This is a genomic window from Candidatus Zixiibacteriota bacterium, assembly GCA_040756055.1.
Lineage (GTDB): Bacteria > Zixibacteria > MSB-5A5 > GN15 > FEB-12.
In genome coordinates this window covers 67,414-83,277 of the sequence record JBFLZR010000005.1, presented here as the reverse complement: position 1 = coordinate 83,277, position 15,864 = coordinate 67,414, and the positions used below count along the sequence as shown (strand labels likewise).

The following is a 15,864-nucleotide window of genomic DNA, read 5'->3' as shown; positions in this document are numbered from 1 at the left end:
GTCGTTTTCCGATACAGTCCGCCTCCGGCTGTAGTGGAACGTGTGGTCATTAACGTTGTCTCGACCTCTGAGAATTGCGGTTATTATCGGAGCCGCCCGTCAGCAAAGCCTTCCGGGAAAGCCGCACCTTGCCGTCACCGTCGATATCGATGACCTTGACTTGCATGCGGTCTCCGACTTTGCAGACGTCCTCGACTCTGTTAACCCGACCGACATCAAGTTCCGAGATGTGAACCAGTCCATCGGTGCCCGGAATTATTTCGACGAAGGCGCCGAAATTGGTGATACGGCGAACCACGCCATCGTAGGTCTTGCCGATCTCAGCTTCTTCGACCAGGGCTTCGATTCTCTCTTTGGCGCGACGACCGGCCTCACCATCAACAGACGCAATCAGCACCGTGCCATCGTCTTCGATATCGATCTTGGCGCCGGTTTCTTCGATAATAGCGCGGATCATCTTGCCTCCGGGGCCAATCACCTCTCCGATCTTGGAGACCGGAATCTTGATGGTTATTATTCTCGGGGCATAGTCGGAGAGCTGCGCGCGATGGGTCGGGAGGGTCGTGGTCATATGCTCGATGATTTTCAAGCGTGCGATTCTGGCCTTGTCAAGGGCCTGGCGCATGATCTCGATATCCAGACCGGTGATTTTGATATCCATCTGAATGGCGGTGACGCCTTCAGCGGTGCCGGTGACCTTGAAGTCCATATCGCCGAAATGATCTTCATCGCCGAGGATATCGGTAAGGATAATCACTTTCTCATCCTGCTTGATAAGACCCATAGCGATGCCGCCGACAGCGGATTTAATCGGTACGCCGGCATCCATCAGTGAGAGCGAGCCGCCGCAAACTGAGGCCATCGACGAGGAGCCGTTGGACTCCAGGATGTCCGACACGATGCGGATGGTGTACGGGAAACCGTCTTCAGCGGGAATAACCGGGAAGAGCGCCCGTTCGGCTAATGCGCCGTGACCGATCTCACGCCGGCTTGTCCCCCTGATGGGCTTGGTTTCGCCCGTAGAAAACGGCGGGAAATTGTAGTGCAGCATATAGCTCTTGGTGGACTCACCTTCTAGTTCATCGAGCCGTTGCTCATCGATCTTGGTGCCGAGCGTGACCGCAACCAAAGCCTGGGTCTGTCCTCGCGTGAACAACGCTGAACCGTGGGCACGCGGCAGGACACCCACTTCACTGGATAGATCACGGATATCGTCCGGACCGCGACCGTCGATACGCCTGTCCTCGTTGACGATCATGGCTCTCATGGTGGCAGAATCGACATCGTGGATTATCTCTTTGATATCCTTTTCGCTGTCGTCAAACTCTTCGGCGAGAGCTTCCACTATTTCGGCCGCGAGTTTCTTTTTCTGTTCGTTTCGCTCCTCCTTGACAGCGATTCGGTTAAACCGGTCAAGTTTATCGCCCAGCATTTCCTTAACTTTGGCTACCAGGGTCTCATCTTTGGCAACCGGCGTGTACTCGAACTTCGGCCTACCGCACTGCGCCTTCAACTCTTCGATCTTGTCGACAATCATCCTTATCTGGTCGTGACCGAACATAAGAGCATCAATAAGCTGGTCCTCGGGAATTTCCCGACCGCCGCCCTCAACCATGGTGATGGCATCCCTGGAGCCGGACATGGTGATATAGATGTCGCTGCTCTCGAGCTGTTCGATTGTCGGGTTGGCGACGAGTTGTCCATTTATGCGCCCCACCCGAACACCGGCCACGGTCTTCTGCATGGGAATATCCGAGACGGCGATGGCCGCCGATGTTCCGTTCAGGCCCATGATATCGGTGTCATTCTGTTGATCGTGCGAGACCACGTAGGCGATACATTGTGTCTCCCCTCTGAAATCATCGGGGAACAGCGGCCGGATGGTACGATCGATAATCCGGGCCGAGAGGATTTCTTTTTCAGACGGTCGTCCCTCGCGTTTGAAAAAGCCGCCGGGAATTTTACCCGCCGCGTACGATTTCTCGCGATACTCGACCGTGAGAGGGAAAAAATCAAACCCTTCTTTTGGTTCGGTTTCCGCGCAGACGGTGGCCAAGATCATTGAATCGCCGTATCTGACGGTTACGGCGCCGTTGGCCTGCTTGGCCAGCTTGCCGGTCTCAATGACCATAGTACGACCACCGAGTTCAAACTCAACCTTATAAGACATAGATTAGACCTGCTTTCTTAGCGGCGTATGCCGAGCTCGGAAATCACTTGTCGGTAACTGACGATGTCGCGGTCCTTGAGATAGTCGAGCAGTCGGCGACGCTGTCCCACCAGTTTGAGCAATCCCAGACGCGTGTGAAAATCCTTTTTGTGTTCCTGCATGTGAGCGGTCAAATAATTGATGCGCTCCGTTAATAGTGCGATCTGAACCTCCGGCGAACCGGTATCGCTGTCGTGCAGACGGTGTTCAGAAACGATTTGAGCTTTGCGCTCTTTGCTCGTTGTCATCCTTTCTCTCCTTTTCAAGTATACTTAAAACATTCTGTTTATCCAATTTCAGTTGCTCTTTGAGCTTCTCGGTCGAATCGAATCTGCGGTTGCTCCGCAAATATTCGCTCGGATAGAGCATCATTTCTTCCTCGTAAATATCGCGATCAAAGTCGAACAGGTTGGCTTCGACCGAAAGGCGCTGTTGCGGGTTGAAGTAATTCGTCCCAATAAACATCATCCCGGGCTTGCACTCGCCGCCAACCTCGGCCCAACACGAGTAGACGCCGTCGCTCGGCAGCAGTTTGCGGCCGCTGTAGCGAAGGTTCGCGGTCGGATAGCCCAGGCGACGTCCCAGCCCGATGCCGCGCTCAACGACACCATAAATGCCATAATGATGCCCGAGCATCTCTATGGCGCCGACATAATCGTTGTCGCGAAGGGCGGCCCTTATGCGCGATGATGATATCGGCTTGCCGCCGTACATCACCGGCTCAACCACCTGTACTTCGAACCCATACTGCTCGCCGAGGGCTCTGAGATTGTCGATACTGCCGCTTCGGTTCTTTCCGAAAGCGTGGTCGTACCCGACAATCACCTTTCTGGCTCCCAACCGATCAATCAGGATACTCTTGACGAAATCATCAGCTGACATCTCTTTGAGCTTCTCATTAAACTCCAAAACAAGCACCGTCCCCTTAAAAAACGACGGAATGAATTTCTCTTTCTCTTTGATCGTCGTCAGAAGCAGCGGTATCTCTTCCGGAGTGACGACTACTCTGGGATGCGGGTTAAAGGTCACCAAAACGGGGTCACAGTCAATCCCCTTACCCACCTCGCCCAGCGTTTTGAAAATTTCCTGGTGTCCGCGATGGATGCCGTCGAACGTGCCGATAGTGACAGCCGCGCAACGCCCCTCGGTCTTCCTGTAATGCTCCAGGCCCTTTACGAAAGTCACGCTCAATTCAGTACCCTCAAATACTTGAAAAGCCTGGAGTCATTCTTGTGCTCCGTCGCTTCGAGAGCCGACATTTCGGCGGTTCCGATTGCCAGCACTTTGCCCGCGTTGCTGCGGATGAACACCTTATCACCTTTCTTGAACTGGCCGTCAACGCCGGTCACATTTTCGTAGCGGAGTTCCACCCCGGAAACAACTTTCTGCCCGAACTCATCGGTGACTTTAAAGGCCCCATAATCGAATACTTTGTCATAGGCGAGCACATGCTCTCCAAAAGAGCCATCATCGGCGTATCGAGTAATATCCTCCATCGTCAAAGCACTACTCACGCTTAATCGTCCGATGGCAACGCGACGCAGCCCCGAAAGATAAGCGCCACAGCCAAGTCGCTGTCCGATATCGTGAGCGAGGGCGCGAACATAGGTGCCCTTAGAGCAGCTTACTGTTGCCCTGATGTGCGGTGTTTCATAGCTGTTCAGTTCGAGAGTTTTTATTTCTACTTCTCGTTTCGGCAACTCGATATCTTCCTCTCCCTTACGTGCCAAATCGTACAACCTTCGACCTTCAACGCTAACAGCGGAATAATACGGCACGGTCTGCACCTGCGGGCCGACGAATTCAGCGAGAACAGCAGAAAGCTGTTCCTTTGACATCTGGGGTATCTCTGCCTCAGGCTGGTCGCTGTCAACTCCTTCGGCATCGAATGTTTCGGATGTTCGGCCCAGGCAGATTTCAGCATCGTAGGTTTTGTCCATATCCGAAACGAAGCGGGCCGCTTTGGTGGCGCTGCCGAGGCATAGAATCATCAGCCCCGTCGCCAGCGGATCGAGCGTGCCGGTGTGACCGACCCGCCGCTGACGCGTTATCTTACGCACCTGCTGGACAGCGTCATGGCTGGATATCCCCGATGGCTTGTCCAGAAGCATAAAGCCGCTGATGTTGCGGTCAACCAAGGTCATCTATTGCCTCGCTGAGCAGCTTGATCAATTCCAGTCTGGTATCCTCCACAGACATGTGCATGGTGCAACCCGAAGCATTGAAGTGCCCGCCACCGCCGTAGCGAGAGGCGATCGCAGACACATCGATTCCATCCTTGGAGCGAAACGACACCCTGGTCGTATTGGCACCAATCTCTTTCAGCAATGCCCCGGCGATCACACCGCAATTAAACAGAGTGTAATCCACCAGTCCATCTGACTCCGACTCATGAGCTTCGGCCGCCCGGAGCATATCTTGGGTAAGTGTAAGCAGGCAGATGCGTCCATGGTGGTGAAACTCGATTCCGTTGAGCACCTTTCCGATCAGTTTCATCGTTGATGGAAGGACGTTATAGTAAACCTCGTCGCAAATCTTCTGCGGGTCCGCTCCGGCCTCAATCAATTTGCCCGCAATCTCCATGGTCCTTGGCGAAGTGGAACGATAACGAAACCGTCCGGTGTCAGTCATGACGGCCGTGTAGAGCTGCTCGGCAACCGGCGGGGCGATGGTAAGGCCGGCCAACTGGAACAATTCGTATACCATCTCCCCTACCGAAGATGCTTTAACGTTCAACCAGTTGACATCGCCGAATTCGCTGTTGTCCAGATGGTGGTCAATATTGATTATTTTTGTGTCGTTAAGAAACCTGCTGGCGCGACCTATCCTGGTAACCGACGGGCATTCGAGAATGACGGCGGTGTCGAAAAGCTCGTTACCGCGGTAATGATCGACCGGGGGAATGTCGTTTACACCGTTAAGGAAGCGGTATTTGTGCGGGATGTCGTTATCCCTCACCAGGGACACATCCTTACCGAGGCTCCGGACAAACTCCGCGACGGCGAGCTGAGTTCCCAGAGCGTCACCATCGGGATCGATATGCGATGCCACCAGAACCTTTCGGCTGTCATTGAGGATAGCCATGATTTCGGCCAGGGGCGGGCGACTATCGGTGGATATTGTTCTATTCTTGTCGTTCAGTTTTGATCTCATTCAGCAGTTGTTCTATTTTGATACCTTCTTCGATGGAAGGATCGAACTTAAAGGTCAACTCCGGCACATGACGCAGTTGCAGGTTGCGGCCTACGGCCTGCCTGATCTTTTTCTTTTCCTTTTCAAGAAACCCGGCAGTTTTGTCCCGCTGCTCATCCTGCCCGAGGCAGGAGTAATAAACCGTAGCGTAGCGGAGGTCATCAGTGACCTTCACGTGCGTGACGGTAATCATAGCCGGAGCGCCGGCGGCGAACTCGGTTCCCATCAGTTTCGATATATCTCTGAGCATCTGCTCGCCCACGCGACTTGATCTTTTGTATTGTTTCATATCAATACTCTTCCGTGCTAAAGTCCAACACCAGCACGTCGGGGGAGGCCTCGATTCGGTTCATGACCTTGGATGCGACCTCATGGCCGAATCTCCGGCTGTTGGAGACAACGGCGGCCCCGATCTTCGCCGACCTGAGGATGTCGTTATCACCGACCTCTGCCACGGAGATATTGAAGTCGTTACGGAGTCTGGTCATAAGGGACTTAAGAATCCGCCTTTTTTCTTTGAGCGACATGATACCCGGGATGTTGAGATGAACTGTCAATATGATCGTAACCAATGTTTCTCTAACTTAAGGTACGGGCTGTCTCGACGATCTCGATAGCCTCGATCAAGTCGCCCACCTTGATATCGTTAAAGTTCTCCAGTCCAATTCCGCACTCGAAGCCTTCTTTGACCTCGCGGGCATCATCCTTAAATCGCTTCAGAGAAAGCATGTTACCGGTGAAGATAATCTTCCCGTCGCGAACCAGGCGAACCTTGTCCTTGCGGTTGAAGCGGCCTTCCTTGACATAACAGCCGGCGACAGCCCCTACTTTCGGAATCTTGAATACGTCCCGTACCTCGGCCAGGCCGACGAATTTCTCACTGAGTTCCGGACTGAGCATGCCTTCGAGGGCTTTCTTGATATTGTCCTCGGCCTCATATATTATCTCATACAGGCGTATGTCTACTTTTTCGTTCTTGGCGAGCTCTCGTGCCCGGCTTTCGACGGAGACATGGAAGCCGATAATGACGGCATCGGAGGCCGCGGCCAGCAGCACATCCGATTCCGAGACGGCTCCAACGCTGGCGTGGATGATGGTCGTTTTCACTTCATCGGTGGCAATCTTGCCCAAGGTATCGGTCAGCACCTCCACCGAACCATCCACGTCGCCCTTGATGATCAGGCGCAGTTCTTTGATCTGTCCTTCCTTGATGCGGTCGAAGACCTTATCGAGTGACAACCGCCCGAGAGTGCGTCGCGCTTCCTGTTCACGCCTGATCTGGCCGCGCTTCACGACGATTTCGCGGGCTTCCTGGTCGTTTCGAACGGCGATAAACGAATCGCCCGCCTGTGGCACGCCGCTCAGACCGGTGATTCGAGCCGGCGTCGACGGACCTATCTCCTGCAGACGCTGATCACGATCGTTGGTGATTGTCCTGATACGGCCGCACTGCGTGCCGGCTACGATTGAATCGCCAATCTCGCAGGTCCCTTTCTGATTGAGAACGGTAATAACCGGTCCCATACCGCGTTCCAGGCGAGCGTCAACCACGACACCCTGAGCACGGATAGTGGGGTCAGCCTTGAGATCCATCATTTCCGCCTGCAGCAGAATCATCTCCAGCAATCTCTCGATATTGGTGCCCTTCTTGGCGGAAACATCGACCATGATTGTCTTCCCGCCCCATTCTTCGGGTATGAGATTGAGCTTGGAAAGTTCGGAACGCACATTGTCAGGGTTGGCAGCCGGCTTATCGACCTTGTTGACGGCAACGATTATCGGCACCTGCGCCGCGCGGGCGTGGTCGATAGCCTCAATAGTCTGCGGGCGCACCCCATCGTCAGCCGCCACCACAAGGACCACGATATCGGTTATCTGGGCGCCACGGGCGCGCATGGCGGTAAACGCCTCGTGACCGGGCGTATCCACGAACACGATGCGATCGCCCTGGTGGTCGACCTCGTAAGCGCCTATATGCTGGGTAATGGCGCCCGCTTCATCGTCGACGACACTCGTCTTGCGGATATAGTCCAGTAGTGATGTTTTACCGTGGTCGACATGTCCCATCACGGTCACGACCGGAGCGCGCTTGGCGAGCTGTTCCTCGTGCTCGACTTCCATAGCATACTCGCCGACCTCGGCGACCTGGGCGACTTCGAAACCGTACTCGCTGGCGACCATTTCGATGGTATCCATATCCAGACGCTGGTTAATAGTCGCCATCATGCCCATCTGAAACAGCTTGGTGATTATCTCGGCCGGTTTTACATCGAGTTGCTTGGCCAGTTCCGCTACCGAGATGAACTCATTGACCTCGATGACATTGGTATCATCCTCGACCTCGATATGCTGACCCTGAGGAGTACGTTTGTATTTCTTTTTGCCTTTGGCGCCGGCGAGACCGGCCATGGTCGATTTGAAACTCCGGGCCACTTCGGCCTGGTCCACGACCTTGCGGCCTTTCTTTTTGCGCCGGTCTTTCTTGCGCTGTTTTTTCTCTATCTTGCGGACAATTCCCGCTATCGGGGACTTGCCGTCAGATATCTCAACATTTCCTATCGTCGTTTTCTTGCGAACCGCCGCCTTGATCTGCTCCTTGTGTTCCATTTCCATCTTGGCGGCCTGCTTCTGCTCGGCAAACTTCGACTCAATAGCCTTAATCATATCATCGGCGGCCACCGACATGTGTGATTTCGGCTGGAAGTTGAGTTCACGCAGAATGGCAAGCATAGCATTCGACGATACTTTGTACTCTTTCGCCAACTCATATATTCTCTTGGTTGCCATCTAGAACTCACCTCCTCGCGTTTCCGTCTTCGTAACGTCCAAAGCGGTGTTCGAACAATTATTCCGACTCTTTTTTCTCTTCGTCGTTTTCTTCTTCTACTTCCTCGAGGTCCGGAGCTGTCGCTTCTTTGACCTCGTCTTCTTCGCTGACAAATTCATCGTCTTCCGTGAAGACATCCTCGGCCGTCAATTTCTGTTCTTCCTTGCGCTCGTCTTTCCCCTGGCGGGCTTTTTCTTTCTGCTTGCGCTCGTAGTCGGCTTCGAGTTGGGCCACGAAGGCCTTAGCCTTCTCCAGAAGTTTCTCGGCGGATTTCTGTCCGAGACCTTCTATTTTGAGCAGGGTCTCGATCGAGGTGTTGGCCAGGCGCTGCACCGAGCCGATATCGGCGTCGGCCAGACGCTCTGACATCTTGGCACCAACGCCATCGAGCTGTCCCACCGGCACCAGCAGTTCGGCTTCCCTGCGTTTGCTATCGTTGTACTCGGTTTCGGACATGATATTGACTTTCCAGCCGGTCAGCTTGGAAGCCAGGCGGGCGTTTTGCCCGTTGCGGCCGATAGCCAGCGAAAGCTTTTCGTCTTCAACCGCCACGGTCATTTTGGTCTCGGCATCGAATACTTCGATGTGAACGACCTTGGCGGGAGCCAACGCACGCGTGACAAAAATTTCCGGATTGGACGAGAACGGGACAATATCGATGCGCTCGTTGTTAAGCTCGCGCACGATTGACTGCACGCGGACACCCTTGATACCGACGCAAGCGCCTACCGGGTCGATGCGGTCATCGGATGAATAGACCGCTATTTTGGCTCTTTCCCCGGGTTCGCGGGCGATAGCCTTGATTTCGATAACCTTTTCGTAAATCTCCGGGACTTCCAGCGCGAACAGGGCACGCAGGAACTCGTTGTTCACGCGCGACAGGATCACCTGCGGACCCTTAAGCGACTTCTGGACATCGAGTATAAAAGCGCGCACGCGGTCGCCCTGACGGAATTTCTCGCGCGGGATTTGTTCCTTTACCGGAAGTATACCTTCGCCGCGTCCCAGATTGACAATCACGTTGCCCTTATCGATCTGCTGGACGACGCCCGACCCCAGGGTGCCGACCTTATCGATATATTCTTCGTAAATTCGGTCGCGTTCGGCTTCTCGCACTTTCTGTATAAGAATCTGCTTGGCTGTCAGAATCGCGTTGCGTCCGAACTCGGTTTCGTAATCGATATATTCATCGATCTCATCATCGATTTCCGCCTCCGGGTCAATCTCCTTTGCTTCCTTCAGGGAGATTTCGATGTTGGGGTCCTCCACTTTCTTGACCACCTTCTTGGTGATCATCATCAGCAACTCATTGTTTTTGCGGTCGAACTTGAAGCTGATATTATCCGTGTAGGCGTATCTCTTTTTGGCCGCGGCCAAAAGGCTTCCCTTCAACGTTTCCAGCACGGCGTCGAACTCGATATTTTTCTCTCGGGCGATAAGGGTCATTGCCTCGATCATATCAAACGCCATTTATATCCTCGCCTTTAAAAGATTATTTTAGCTTTTTCTATTTCGGCCAGCTTGACACTGAATTCACCGGCCTCACCATCAAACTGCACCTCTTCATCGGAGGCGCCCTTTATCTCGGCCGTAAGTTTCTTTTTCTTACGGTCCACAAACTCGATTGTCACTTTTTCGCCCACTCGGTAGCGGAAATCTTTCGCCGTCTTCAGCGGACGATCCAACCCGGGCGATGACACCTCTAAAGTATAACCGGACTTGAAGTAATCGGTTCCGTCGATGATGTCGCCCAAGATGCGAGACAGCCGGGCGCATTCGTCAATATTGACTCCTCCGGCGGAATACACGAACAGACGAAGCGTGGCTTTGTTTTTGTATCTCGACAAAGCAACATCGGCCAACTCGCACCCCTCATCCAAAAGGGGTTGCTCAATTAGAGCGACGATTTTGTCTTTCAGTTCGTCCGGCATTAGCTTCCATAAATTAAAGAGTGGGCGTAGGCCCACTCAAGCTAACAAATATATTGAAAAGGATCTGCCGAAGCAACAAAATTATTATCAGTTAAGCCTTTGTGCCATTTCCTTGACCGCCTGCAGAACATTTTCCACCTCAATCAGCTTAACTTCGGCCTCGGCCCGGGCCTTAAGTTCTATTTTACCATCCTTCAACGACTTATCGCCAATAGTTATACGTATAGGAAGCCCGATTAAGTCAGCATCGTTGAATTTCACACCCGGACGCTCGTCACGGTCGTCCATCAAGACATCAAAACCGGCCTCTGTAAGCTCTTGGTAGAGCTTTTCGGCGGTCTCGACCTGAGCCTGATTTTCCATGCTAAGAGGAATAATCTCAACAAGATAAGGGGCGATATTCTTGGGCCAGATAATCCCCTTGTCGTCGAAATATTTCTCCAGGGCCGCCTGTGGCGTACGGGTGATGCCGATACCATAGGAGCCCATGATTATCGGATGCTCTTTTCCTTCGGCATCGAGAAATTTGGCTCCCAGCGACTCCGAATACTTGGTCCCGAGCATAAACGTATTGCCGACCTCGATTCCACTTTTTTCGACGAGCGTGCCGCTGCAATTCGGGCAGCGGTCGCCGCCGCGGGCCACGGTGATATCCACCAACCGGGCAGGCTTGAAATCCCGGCCAATGTTGACATTGAGAATATGCTTTTCGTTGGCATTGGCCCCAACGATGAAGTTCTTCAATTCGGCCACCATCGGGTCGACTATGGTTTGGACGTTTCTCAGACCGACTGGTCCGGCAAACCCGACCGGCGCGCCGGTGATATCTTCAATCTGGGCCGGGGTGGCCAACTCGAGCTCGATTGCCCCGACAGCGTTTTTGAGCTTGATTTCGTTTACATCGCGATCACCGCGCACCATCGCCGCTACCGGCTTGCCATCGGCCATGTATAGCAATGTCTTGACGAGCCGCTTAGCATCGACTTTCAAGAACGCTGTTACTTCTTCAATCGTCGCCGCGCCGGGAGTATCGACAACTTCCGTTGGTAGAAATATTACTTCACCTTCCTGCTTGTAAGTATTTGTAAATGTTGCCTTTTCGCGGTTGGCGGCGTAGCCGCACTTGTCGCAGATCAGGATTACCTCTTCCCCGGCGTTGGTGTCGACCAGCAGCATAAACTCATGAGCCGCTTTGCCGCCCATCGCACCGGTGTCCGACTGAACTTTGACGACATCCAGACCTGCCCGCTTGAAGATAGCGAAATAGGCGTCAACCATCTTGCCGTAGGACTCGTCGAATGACTCTTCGGTGGCATCGAACGTGTACGCGTCTTTCATGATAAACTCACGGCCGCGCATCAGGCCGAAGCGCGGGCGGATTTCATCGCGGAACTTGACCTGAATCTGGTAGAGGTTCATGGGGAGCTGACGGTAACTTTTGACTTCTCCCTTGATAAGGGTCGTAACGGTCTCTTCGTGAGTTCCGCACATGACAAACTCGTGGTCGTGGCGGTCTTTCATGCGCATTTGCTCTTTGCCGACCGTGTGGTAGCGTCCAGTTTCCTGCCAGATTTCCGCCGGGCAGAGGACCGACATGTGGATTTCGATTGCGCCTTTGGCGTTCATTTCTTCGCGGACAATATTGGAGAATTTTTCAATCACGCGCTGCATCAGCGGCAGATACAGATAGATTCCGGAAGCGAGTTTTCGGATATAACCGCCTCTGAGCAGGAGCTGGTGGGAGATCAGTTCTGCCTCGGTTTGCTTCTGTCTTAAAGTCGGTATGTATGTTTTGGTCCAGCGCATGTCTGCTTTCCTTTATCGGTCAAGAAGTTATAATCGGATTTTTCTACTTCGCCCGCAGCGAAAGTAATTGATAAAAATAGCCATTTTATGGCGTAAAGCAACCTAAAATCATGTTGACTGGCAGTCAATCGGTGCTGTAAGGCGTCCTCGCCTGACAGCGCCCTTTCGCCCCCCTAGGTCACCCCTGCGAACGCCCCCTCAAGTCACCCCTGCGAACGCAGGGGTCCATCTTCATCATGTACCCTCAATAAGTTATTGCTTTTATAGGCTCTTTGCCGTATTAATGGGTCGTCCTGTTGCGGGAGGGTCCCGCGATTAGGCAGGGCAGGAGTGTTCGGGTGCCCCATAGCTTGCTATGGGATCGCAACGACTCGACGGGTACCCCATCCGCCGATGGCGGACGGTGGGATCCTTACGAATATAGAGCAAGCGCAGTTTGTGCCCCCGTGGTGTAACGGATAACGCATCGGCCTCCGGAGCCGGTAATCCAGGTTCGATTCCTGGCGGGGGTATTTTTTAACCATCACTACGGGGTAAAATTGCTTCTCAGGCGGTTACTCGAGACAATACGCATAACCGTACGCGCTAAAGAGGAGGGGACATTGAATATCTCCATCAAGCCAAACCGCCTGGGCGGCATCTGGCATCTTGGCTGGACTCTCGATAGGCACACAATATCGAGCCGAAGACATGATAACGGCACTTTTACCACAAAGCGAACCGAGTTGGGAGAAGCCCTTTACCGACTCAAATATTGCGGTGATAGGAAGCCTTTGCTGCCGATAGCGAGGACTGTCGCCGCGTTTATAAGAGACGACGTAGAGCTGTCGGATCAGATATCCGCAATCGTCCCCATTCCACCTTCTGACACATCAAGAAGGTTTCAACCGGTACTGGCAATCGCAAACGAGACAGGCAAGATTCTGGGTTTGGATTCACCGTCAGATTATTTGGTCAAAGTAAAAAAGACGTCACCCCTCAAAGATATCGAAGATCGCCACAGCCGGTCCACGCAATTAGCGGGGGCGTTCACGGTTAGAGACCTGCGCTTCGAAGGAAGGTGCATCCTGTTGTTGGATGACCTATACCGCTCCGGAGAAACGCTCGCGTGGGCGACGAAGGTAATCCTTGCCAAAGGCAGGGTTTCACGCGTATTTGTACTAGCACTTACTAAAACCCGGATTAAGAGATAATATGGACCGAGCGCTTTTCTGGTATAGTCTATTCAATACCCCTGGTGTTGGACCCAAGACTTTGCTCAAAATCGCGACTGCCGTAGAAGGTTACAATCTGCGCGAGCTTCCGCCGGACGCGCAAATTGACGAGTTGATGCGGCTCCCGGAGGTTGCACGAATCCTCCGAGAACATCCAATTGCGGACCACGAGGACGAATTCCAAGCACGCTGGAACGGACTGCAGGAACTCGGCGTGAAGTTGATTTATCCCGGAGTTGACCAGTACGCCCAACAGCTTCTTGTCTATTGTGACAAGTTTGGGGTATCCCCAGTTTTGTTTGCACGGGGGTGTAACAAACTGCTTTCAGCCAGAAGCATCGCGGTGGTGGGATCGAGAGCGGCCACTGACCAAACACTCGAGATAACATCGAAAATCGCCTATGACCTCGCGGGAGAGGGATTCAATATCGTGTCGGGCTACGCCAAGGGCGTTGATACAGCAGCGCATCTTGGCGCCTTGGAGGCTGGGGGGACGACAACGCTTGCTCTCAGCCACGGCATTCTGCAGTTGACCACAAAACCGCCCCTTGAAGAGTTTAACTGGGACAGCAACGTACTGGCGCTCTCTCAATTTTCTCCCGATGATAAATGGCACCCGGGAAACGCCTTTGCCAGAAATAGACTGATATGCGCTCTGTCGACCGCAGTTCTTGTGATTGAAGCCGGTCCCGAACGCGACTCCAATGGCAAGATGAGTGGTACTTATGATACCGCTAAAGTTGCGAGGCGGATGGGTATACCGGTATTTGTGTTGGATCACGCGCAGTTTGGTCCCCAGCCACAAGGAAACGCTTCTCTAATAGAAACGGGCGGGATCGTTGTTGAAATGGAAACTGCCGCTAATGCGATTTCGAAATATCTGGCCACGAACGTCTCATCGGATCGAATCCATAGGAGCAAGGATTCAGAAACTCAATTATCGTTATTTCGTGATTCACACGGCGGCTGATGCTCTCCTCATCACAGTACTTCTAAGTTACTTTGTCTTCTCCTCCGCAAGCTGGCTATCTCCTTACCTGCGCGCATAGGCGCTATCCACGTAAAGTTCGAATGTGAGTTTGTGTTGGAGGTCTATCTCCTTGTGTCACAACCCCCTCTCAAGAGTAAATAACATCACCGCCGCCGGCACCGGCATTGCACTAACATCGGGCAGCTAAAACCAAATCGGGCCGAAGCATCCAGCCGGCCCGAAAACGGAGGTGAGAACGATGAAGGTCATGCTCATATATCCCGATGTTGACCCGCTGAGCATTATCCCCGGAAGACTTATCAACATAGAACCCCTTCAGATGGAATACCTGGCGGCCATGATTCCCGAACAGGATGTCATAATCATCGATATGAAAACCGACCGCCGATGGAAAACGGTCATCGAGAAATTCGCTCCCGATATTGTCGGAATCACGGGCACGGTAATCCACGCGACACGAATAATTGAGATCCTTCGCATTATCAAAGAAATGAATCAACAGATTTTGACTATTGTCGGAGGGCCGCACGCTACCCTCGTGCCGGATGATTTCGATGATCCCTCGGTGGATATAATCGCGCTCGGCCATTCGCACCAATCCTTCCAGCAGGTGGTCAGAGCATTTGAGTCCAATTCTCCCTTCGGCGATATTTCTGATCTTGCTTTCCGCACGGATCGCGGGTTGCGCTATACAAAACGCAACACGCAACGGACCAACCTCAATGACCTGCCGATGCCGCGTCGTGACCTCACTGCACGGTATCGCTCCAAATACTGCCACCTCGTTTGGGAGAAAGTGGCGCTGATGGTGTCGTCGATTGGCTGTCCCCACGGATGCAGCTTCTGCCCCTGCCCCGTGCTGACGGGGCGACGGGTCCTGCGTCGCTCGCCCCATCTGGTGCTCAGAGAGCTATCCGAGATCAATGAGAAGTATGTTTATTTTGGCGATGACAATTTCTTTTTCGATCCCCGGCATGCGTCGGAGATTGCCCGCCTGATTGAACAGTTCAAGATCAAAAAAGAGTACTACATGCTCAGCCGGGCAGACAGCATTGTCAACCGACCCGATATTGTCGAAAAGTGGGCATCAATCGGACTAAAGAAAGTCTTTATCGGACTCGAGACTGTCAGCGACATAGAGATGAAGCAACTTCACAAGAAAGGCTCGGTGGATATCAACACCCGCGCGGTTGAAATTCTGCACGCGAACAAGGTTGACCCGCTGGGCGCGTTTATTGTCAGGCCGGATTTCAAAGAAAGGGATTTTGAGGATATCCTTCGCTATATGGACCGCATGAAGATATTCTATTTCGAATTTACGGTGTTAACTCCCTTTCCCGGCACACCATTCTACGAAGAAGTTCGCGACCAGTTAACCTATACGGACACGCGCCTTTACGACCTTGCTCACCCGGTACTTCCGACCACACTGTCGCTGGATGAGTTCTACACTTTCTACAGCCGGCTTCATCGCAAGGCCATGTCGGCTGGAAGAGCCGTGCGGATTCGTCCGGTGGTATCGCCTCTGCGCGCCAAACCGCTGGTGCGTATTTTGCCGGGGATAGTCGATCTCTTTCGCTGCGCGAGGCGCTCACATCGACTCTTCCGGCAGATGTCGAGCCGGGCGAGTTAGGGCTTCGGATAGGCCAGGTTTTTGAGCTTGACGGTCTGCCTTCAGGGATTCATCTTGAGTA

14 protein-coding genes and 1 tRNA gene are annotated in these 15,864 nt (G+C 53.2%); 4 read left to right on the top strand and 11 right to left on the bottom strand.

Annotated features, from left to right (window positions below):
• Positions 1-49: 49 nt before the first annotated feature.
• The 11 genes from AB1483_10290 to AB1483_10240 all read right to left on the bottom strand — a co-directional run bounded on the left by AB1483_10290 (position 50) and on the right by AB1483_10240 (position 11,965).
• Positions 50-2,170, bottom strand: a complete 2,121-nt coding sequence (locus tag AB1483_10290) for a polyribonucleotide nucleotidyltransferase (GenBank protein ID MEW6412846.1) — start codon at positions 2,168-2,170, stop codon at positions 50-52.
• Positions 2,171-2,187: 17 nt separating this feature from the next.
• Positions 2,188-2,457: a 30S ribosomal protein S15 gene (gene rpsO, locus AB1483_10285; protein ID MEW6412845.1), complete on the bottom strand. Its 270-nt coding sequence runs from the start codon at positions 2,455-2,457 to the stop codon at positions 2,188-2,190.
• On the bottom strand, positions 2,417-3,394 hold the full coding sequence (locus tag AB1483_10280) for a bifunctional riboflavin kinase/FAD synthetase (GenBank protein ID MEW6412844.1): 978 nt from the start codon (positions 3,392-3,394) through the stop codon (positions 2,417-2,419). Before AB1483_10280 ends, rpsO begins: the two co-directional genes overlap by 41 nt.
• Positions 3,395-3,396: 2 nt before the next feature.
• The gene (gene truB / locus AB1483_10275; GenBank protein MEW6412843.1) at positions 3,397-4,353 is read right to left on the bottom strand and encodes a tRNA pseudouridine(55) synthase TruB; all 957 of its coding nucleotides are present in this window, start codon (positions 4,351-4,353) and stop codon (positions 3,397-3,399) included.
• Positions 4,340-5,362, bottom strand: a complete 1,023-nt coding sequence (locus tag AB1483_10270) for a bifunctional oligoribonuclease/PAP phosphatase NrnA (GenBank protein MEW6412842.1) — start codon at positions 5,360-5,362, stop codon at positions 4,340-4,342. The genes truB and AB1483_10270 overlap by 14 nt, the downstream gene beginning before the upstream one ends.
• The gene (gene rbfA / locus AB1483_10265) at positions 5,334-5,690 is read right to left on the bottom strand and encodes a 30S ribosome-binding factor RbfA (protein MEW6412841.1); all 357 of its coding nucleotides are present in this window, start codon (positions 5,688-5,690) and stop codon (positions 5,334-5,336) included. The genes AB1483_10270 and rbfA overlap by 29 nt, the downstream gene beginning before the upstream one ends.
• 1 nt (position 5,691) lies before the next feature.
• The gene (locus AB1483_10260; protein ID MEW6412840.1) at positions 5,692-5,973 is read right to left on the bottom strand and encodes a DUF503 domain-containing protein; all 282 of its coding nucleotides are present in this window, start codon (positions 5,971-5,973) and stop codon (positions 5,692-5,694) included.
• 7 nt (positions 5,974-5,980) lie between these two features.
• The gene (gene infB, locus AB1483_10255) at positions 5,981-8,188 is read right to left on the bottom strand and encodes a translation initiation factor IF-2 (GenBank protein ID MEW6412839.1); all 2,208 of its coding nucleotides are present in this window, start codon (positions 8,186-8,188) and stop codon (positions 5,981-5,983) included.
• 58 nt (positions 8,189-8,246) lie between these two features.
• On the bottom strand, positions 8,247-9,698 hold the full coding sequence (nusA, locus tag AB1483_10250) for a transcription termination factor NusA (protein ID MEW6412838.1): 1,452 nt from the start codon (positions 9,696-9,698) through the stop codon (positions 8,247-8,249).
• A 14-nt stretch (positions 9,699-9,712) separates the two neighbouring features.
• The gene (rimP, locus tag AB1483_10245) at positions 9,713-10,159 is read right to left on the bottom strand and encodes a ribosome maturation factor RimP (protein MEW6412837.1); all 447 of its coding nucleotides are present in this window, start codon (positions 10,157-10,159) and stop codon (positions 9,713-9,715) included.
• An 87-nt stretch (positions 10,160-10,246) separates the two neighbouring features.
• Complete coding sequence (locus AB1483_10240; GenBank protein MEW6412836.1) at positions 10,247-11,965, bottom strand: proline--tRNA ligase; 1,719 nt, start codon at positions 11,963-11,965, stop codon at positions 10,247-10,249.
• A gap of 440 nt (positions 11,966-12,405) precedes the next feature.
• On the opposite strand from AB1483_10240, the gene AB1483_10235 reads away from it, so the two are divergent.
• From AB1483_10235 to AB1483_10220, 4 genes are all read left to right on the top strand, one after another.
• Positions 12,406-12,477: transfer RNA gene (locus AB1483_10235), tRNA-Arg, on the top strand.
• 90 nt (positions 12,478-12,567) lie between these two features.
• Positions 12,568-13,158: a hypothetical protein gene (locus AB1483_10230; protein ID MEW6412835.1), complete on the top strand. Its 591-nt coding sequence runs from the start codon at positions 12,568-12,570 to the stop codon at positions 13,156-13,158.
• Between the two features lies 1 nt (position 13,159).
• Positions 13,160-14,149: a DNA-processing protein DprA gene (locus AB1483_10225; protein ID MEW6412834.1), complete on the top strand. Its 990-nt coding sequence runs from the start codon at positions 13,160-13,162 to the stop codon at positions 14,147-14,149.
• A 259-nt stretch (positions 14,150-14,408) separates the two neighbouring features.
• Positions 14,409-15,803, top strand: a complete 1,395-nt coding sequence (locus AB1483_10220) for a radical SAM protein (protein MEW6412833.1) — start codon at positions 14,409-14,411, stop codon at positions 15,801-15,803.
• Positions 15,804-15,864 lie beyond the last annotated feature (61 nt).

Bases quoted from the DNA above. Each gene is read 5' to 3' on its own strand.
- AB1483_10290 (MEW6412846.1), bottom strand. From the start codon at position 2,170: ATGTCTTATAAGGTTGAGTTTGAACTCGGTGGTCGTACTATGGTCATT.
- rpsO (MEW6412845.1), bottom strand. From the start codon at position 2,457: ATGACAACGAGCAAAGAGCGCAAAGCTCAAATCGTTTCTGAACACCGT.
- truB (MEW6412843.1), bottom strand. From the start codon at position 4,353: ATGACCTTGGTTGACCGCAACATCAGCGGCTTTATGCTTCTGGACAAG.
- AB1483_10270 (MEW6412842.1), bottom strand. From the start codon at position 5,362: ATGAGATCAAAACTGAACGACAAGAATAGAACAATATCCACCGATAGT.
- rbfA (MEW6412841.1), bottom strand. From the start codon at position 5,690: ATGAAACAATACAAAAGATCAAGTCGCGTGGGCGAGCAGATGCTCAGA.
- infB (MEW6412839.1), bottom strand. From the start codon at position 8,188: ATGGCAACCAAGAGAATATATGAGTTGGCGAAAGAGTACAAAGTATCG.
- nusA (MEW6412838.1), bottom strand. From the start codon at position 9,698: ATGGCGTTTGATATGATCGAGGCAATGACCCTTATCGCCCGAGAGAAA.
- rimP (MEW6412837.1), bottom strand. From the start codon at position 10,159: ATGCCGGACGAACTGAAAGACAAAATCGTCGCTCTAATTGAGCAACCC.
- AB1483_10240 (MEW6412836.1), bottom strand. From the start codon at position 11,965: ATGCGCTGGACCAAAACATACATACCGACTTTAAGACAGAAGCAAACC.
- AB1483_10225 (MEW6412834.1), top strand. From the start codon at position 13,160: ATGGACCGAGCGCTTTTCTGGTATAGTCTATTCAATACCCCTGGTGTT.
- AB1483_10220 (MEW6412833.1), top strand. From the start codon at position 14,409: ATGAAGGTCATGCTCATATATCCCGATGTTGACCCGCTGAGCATTATC.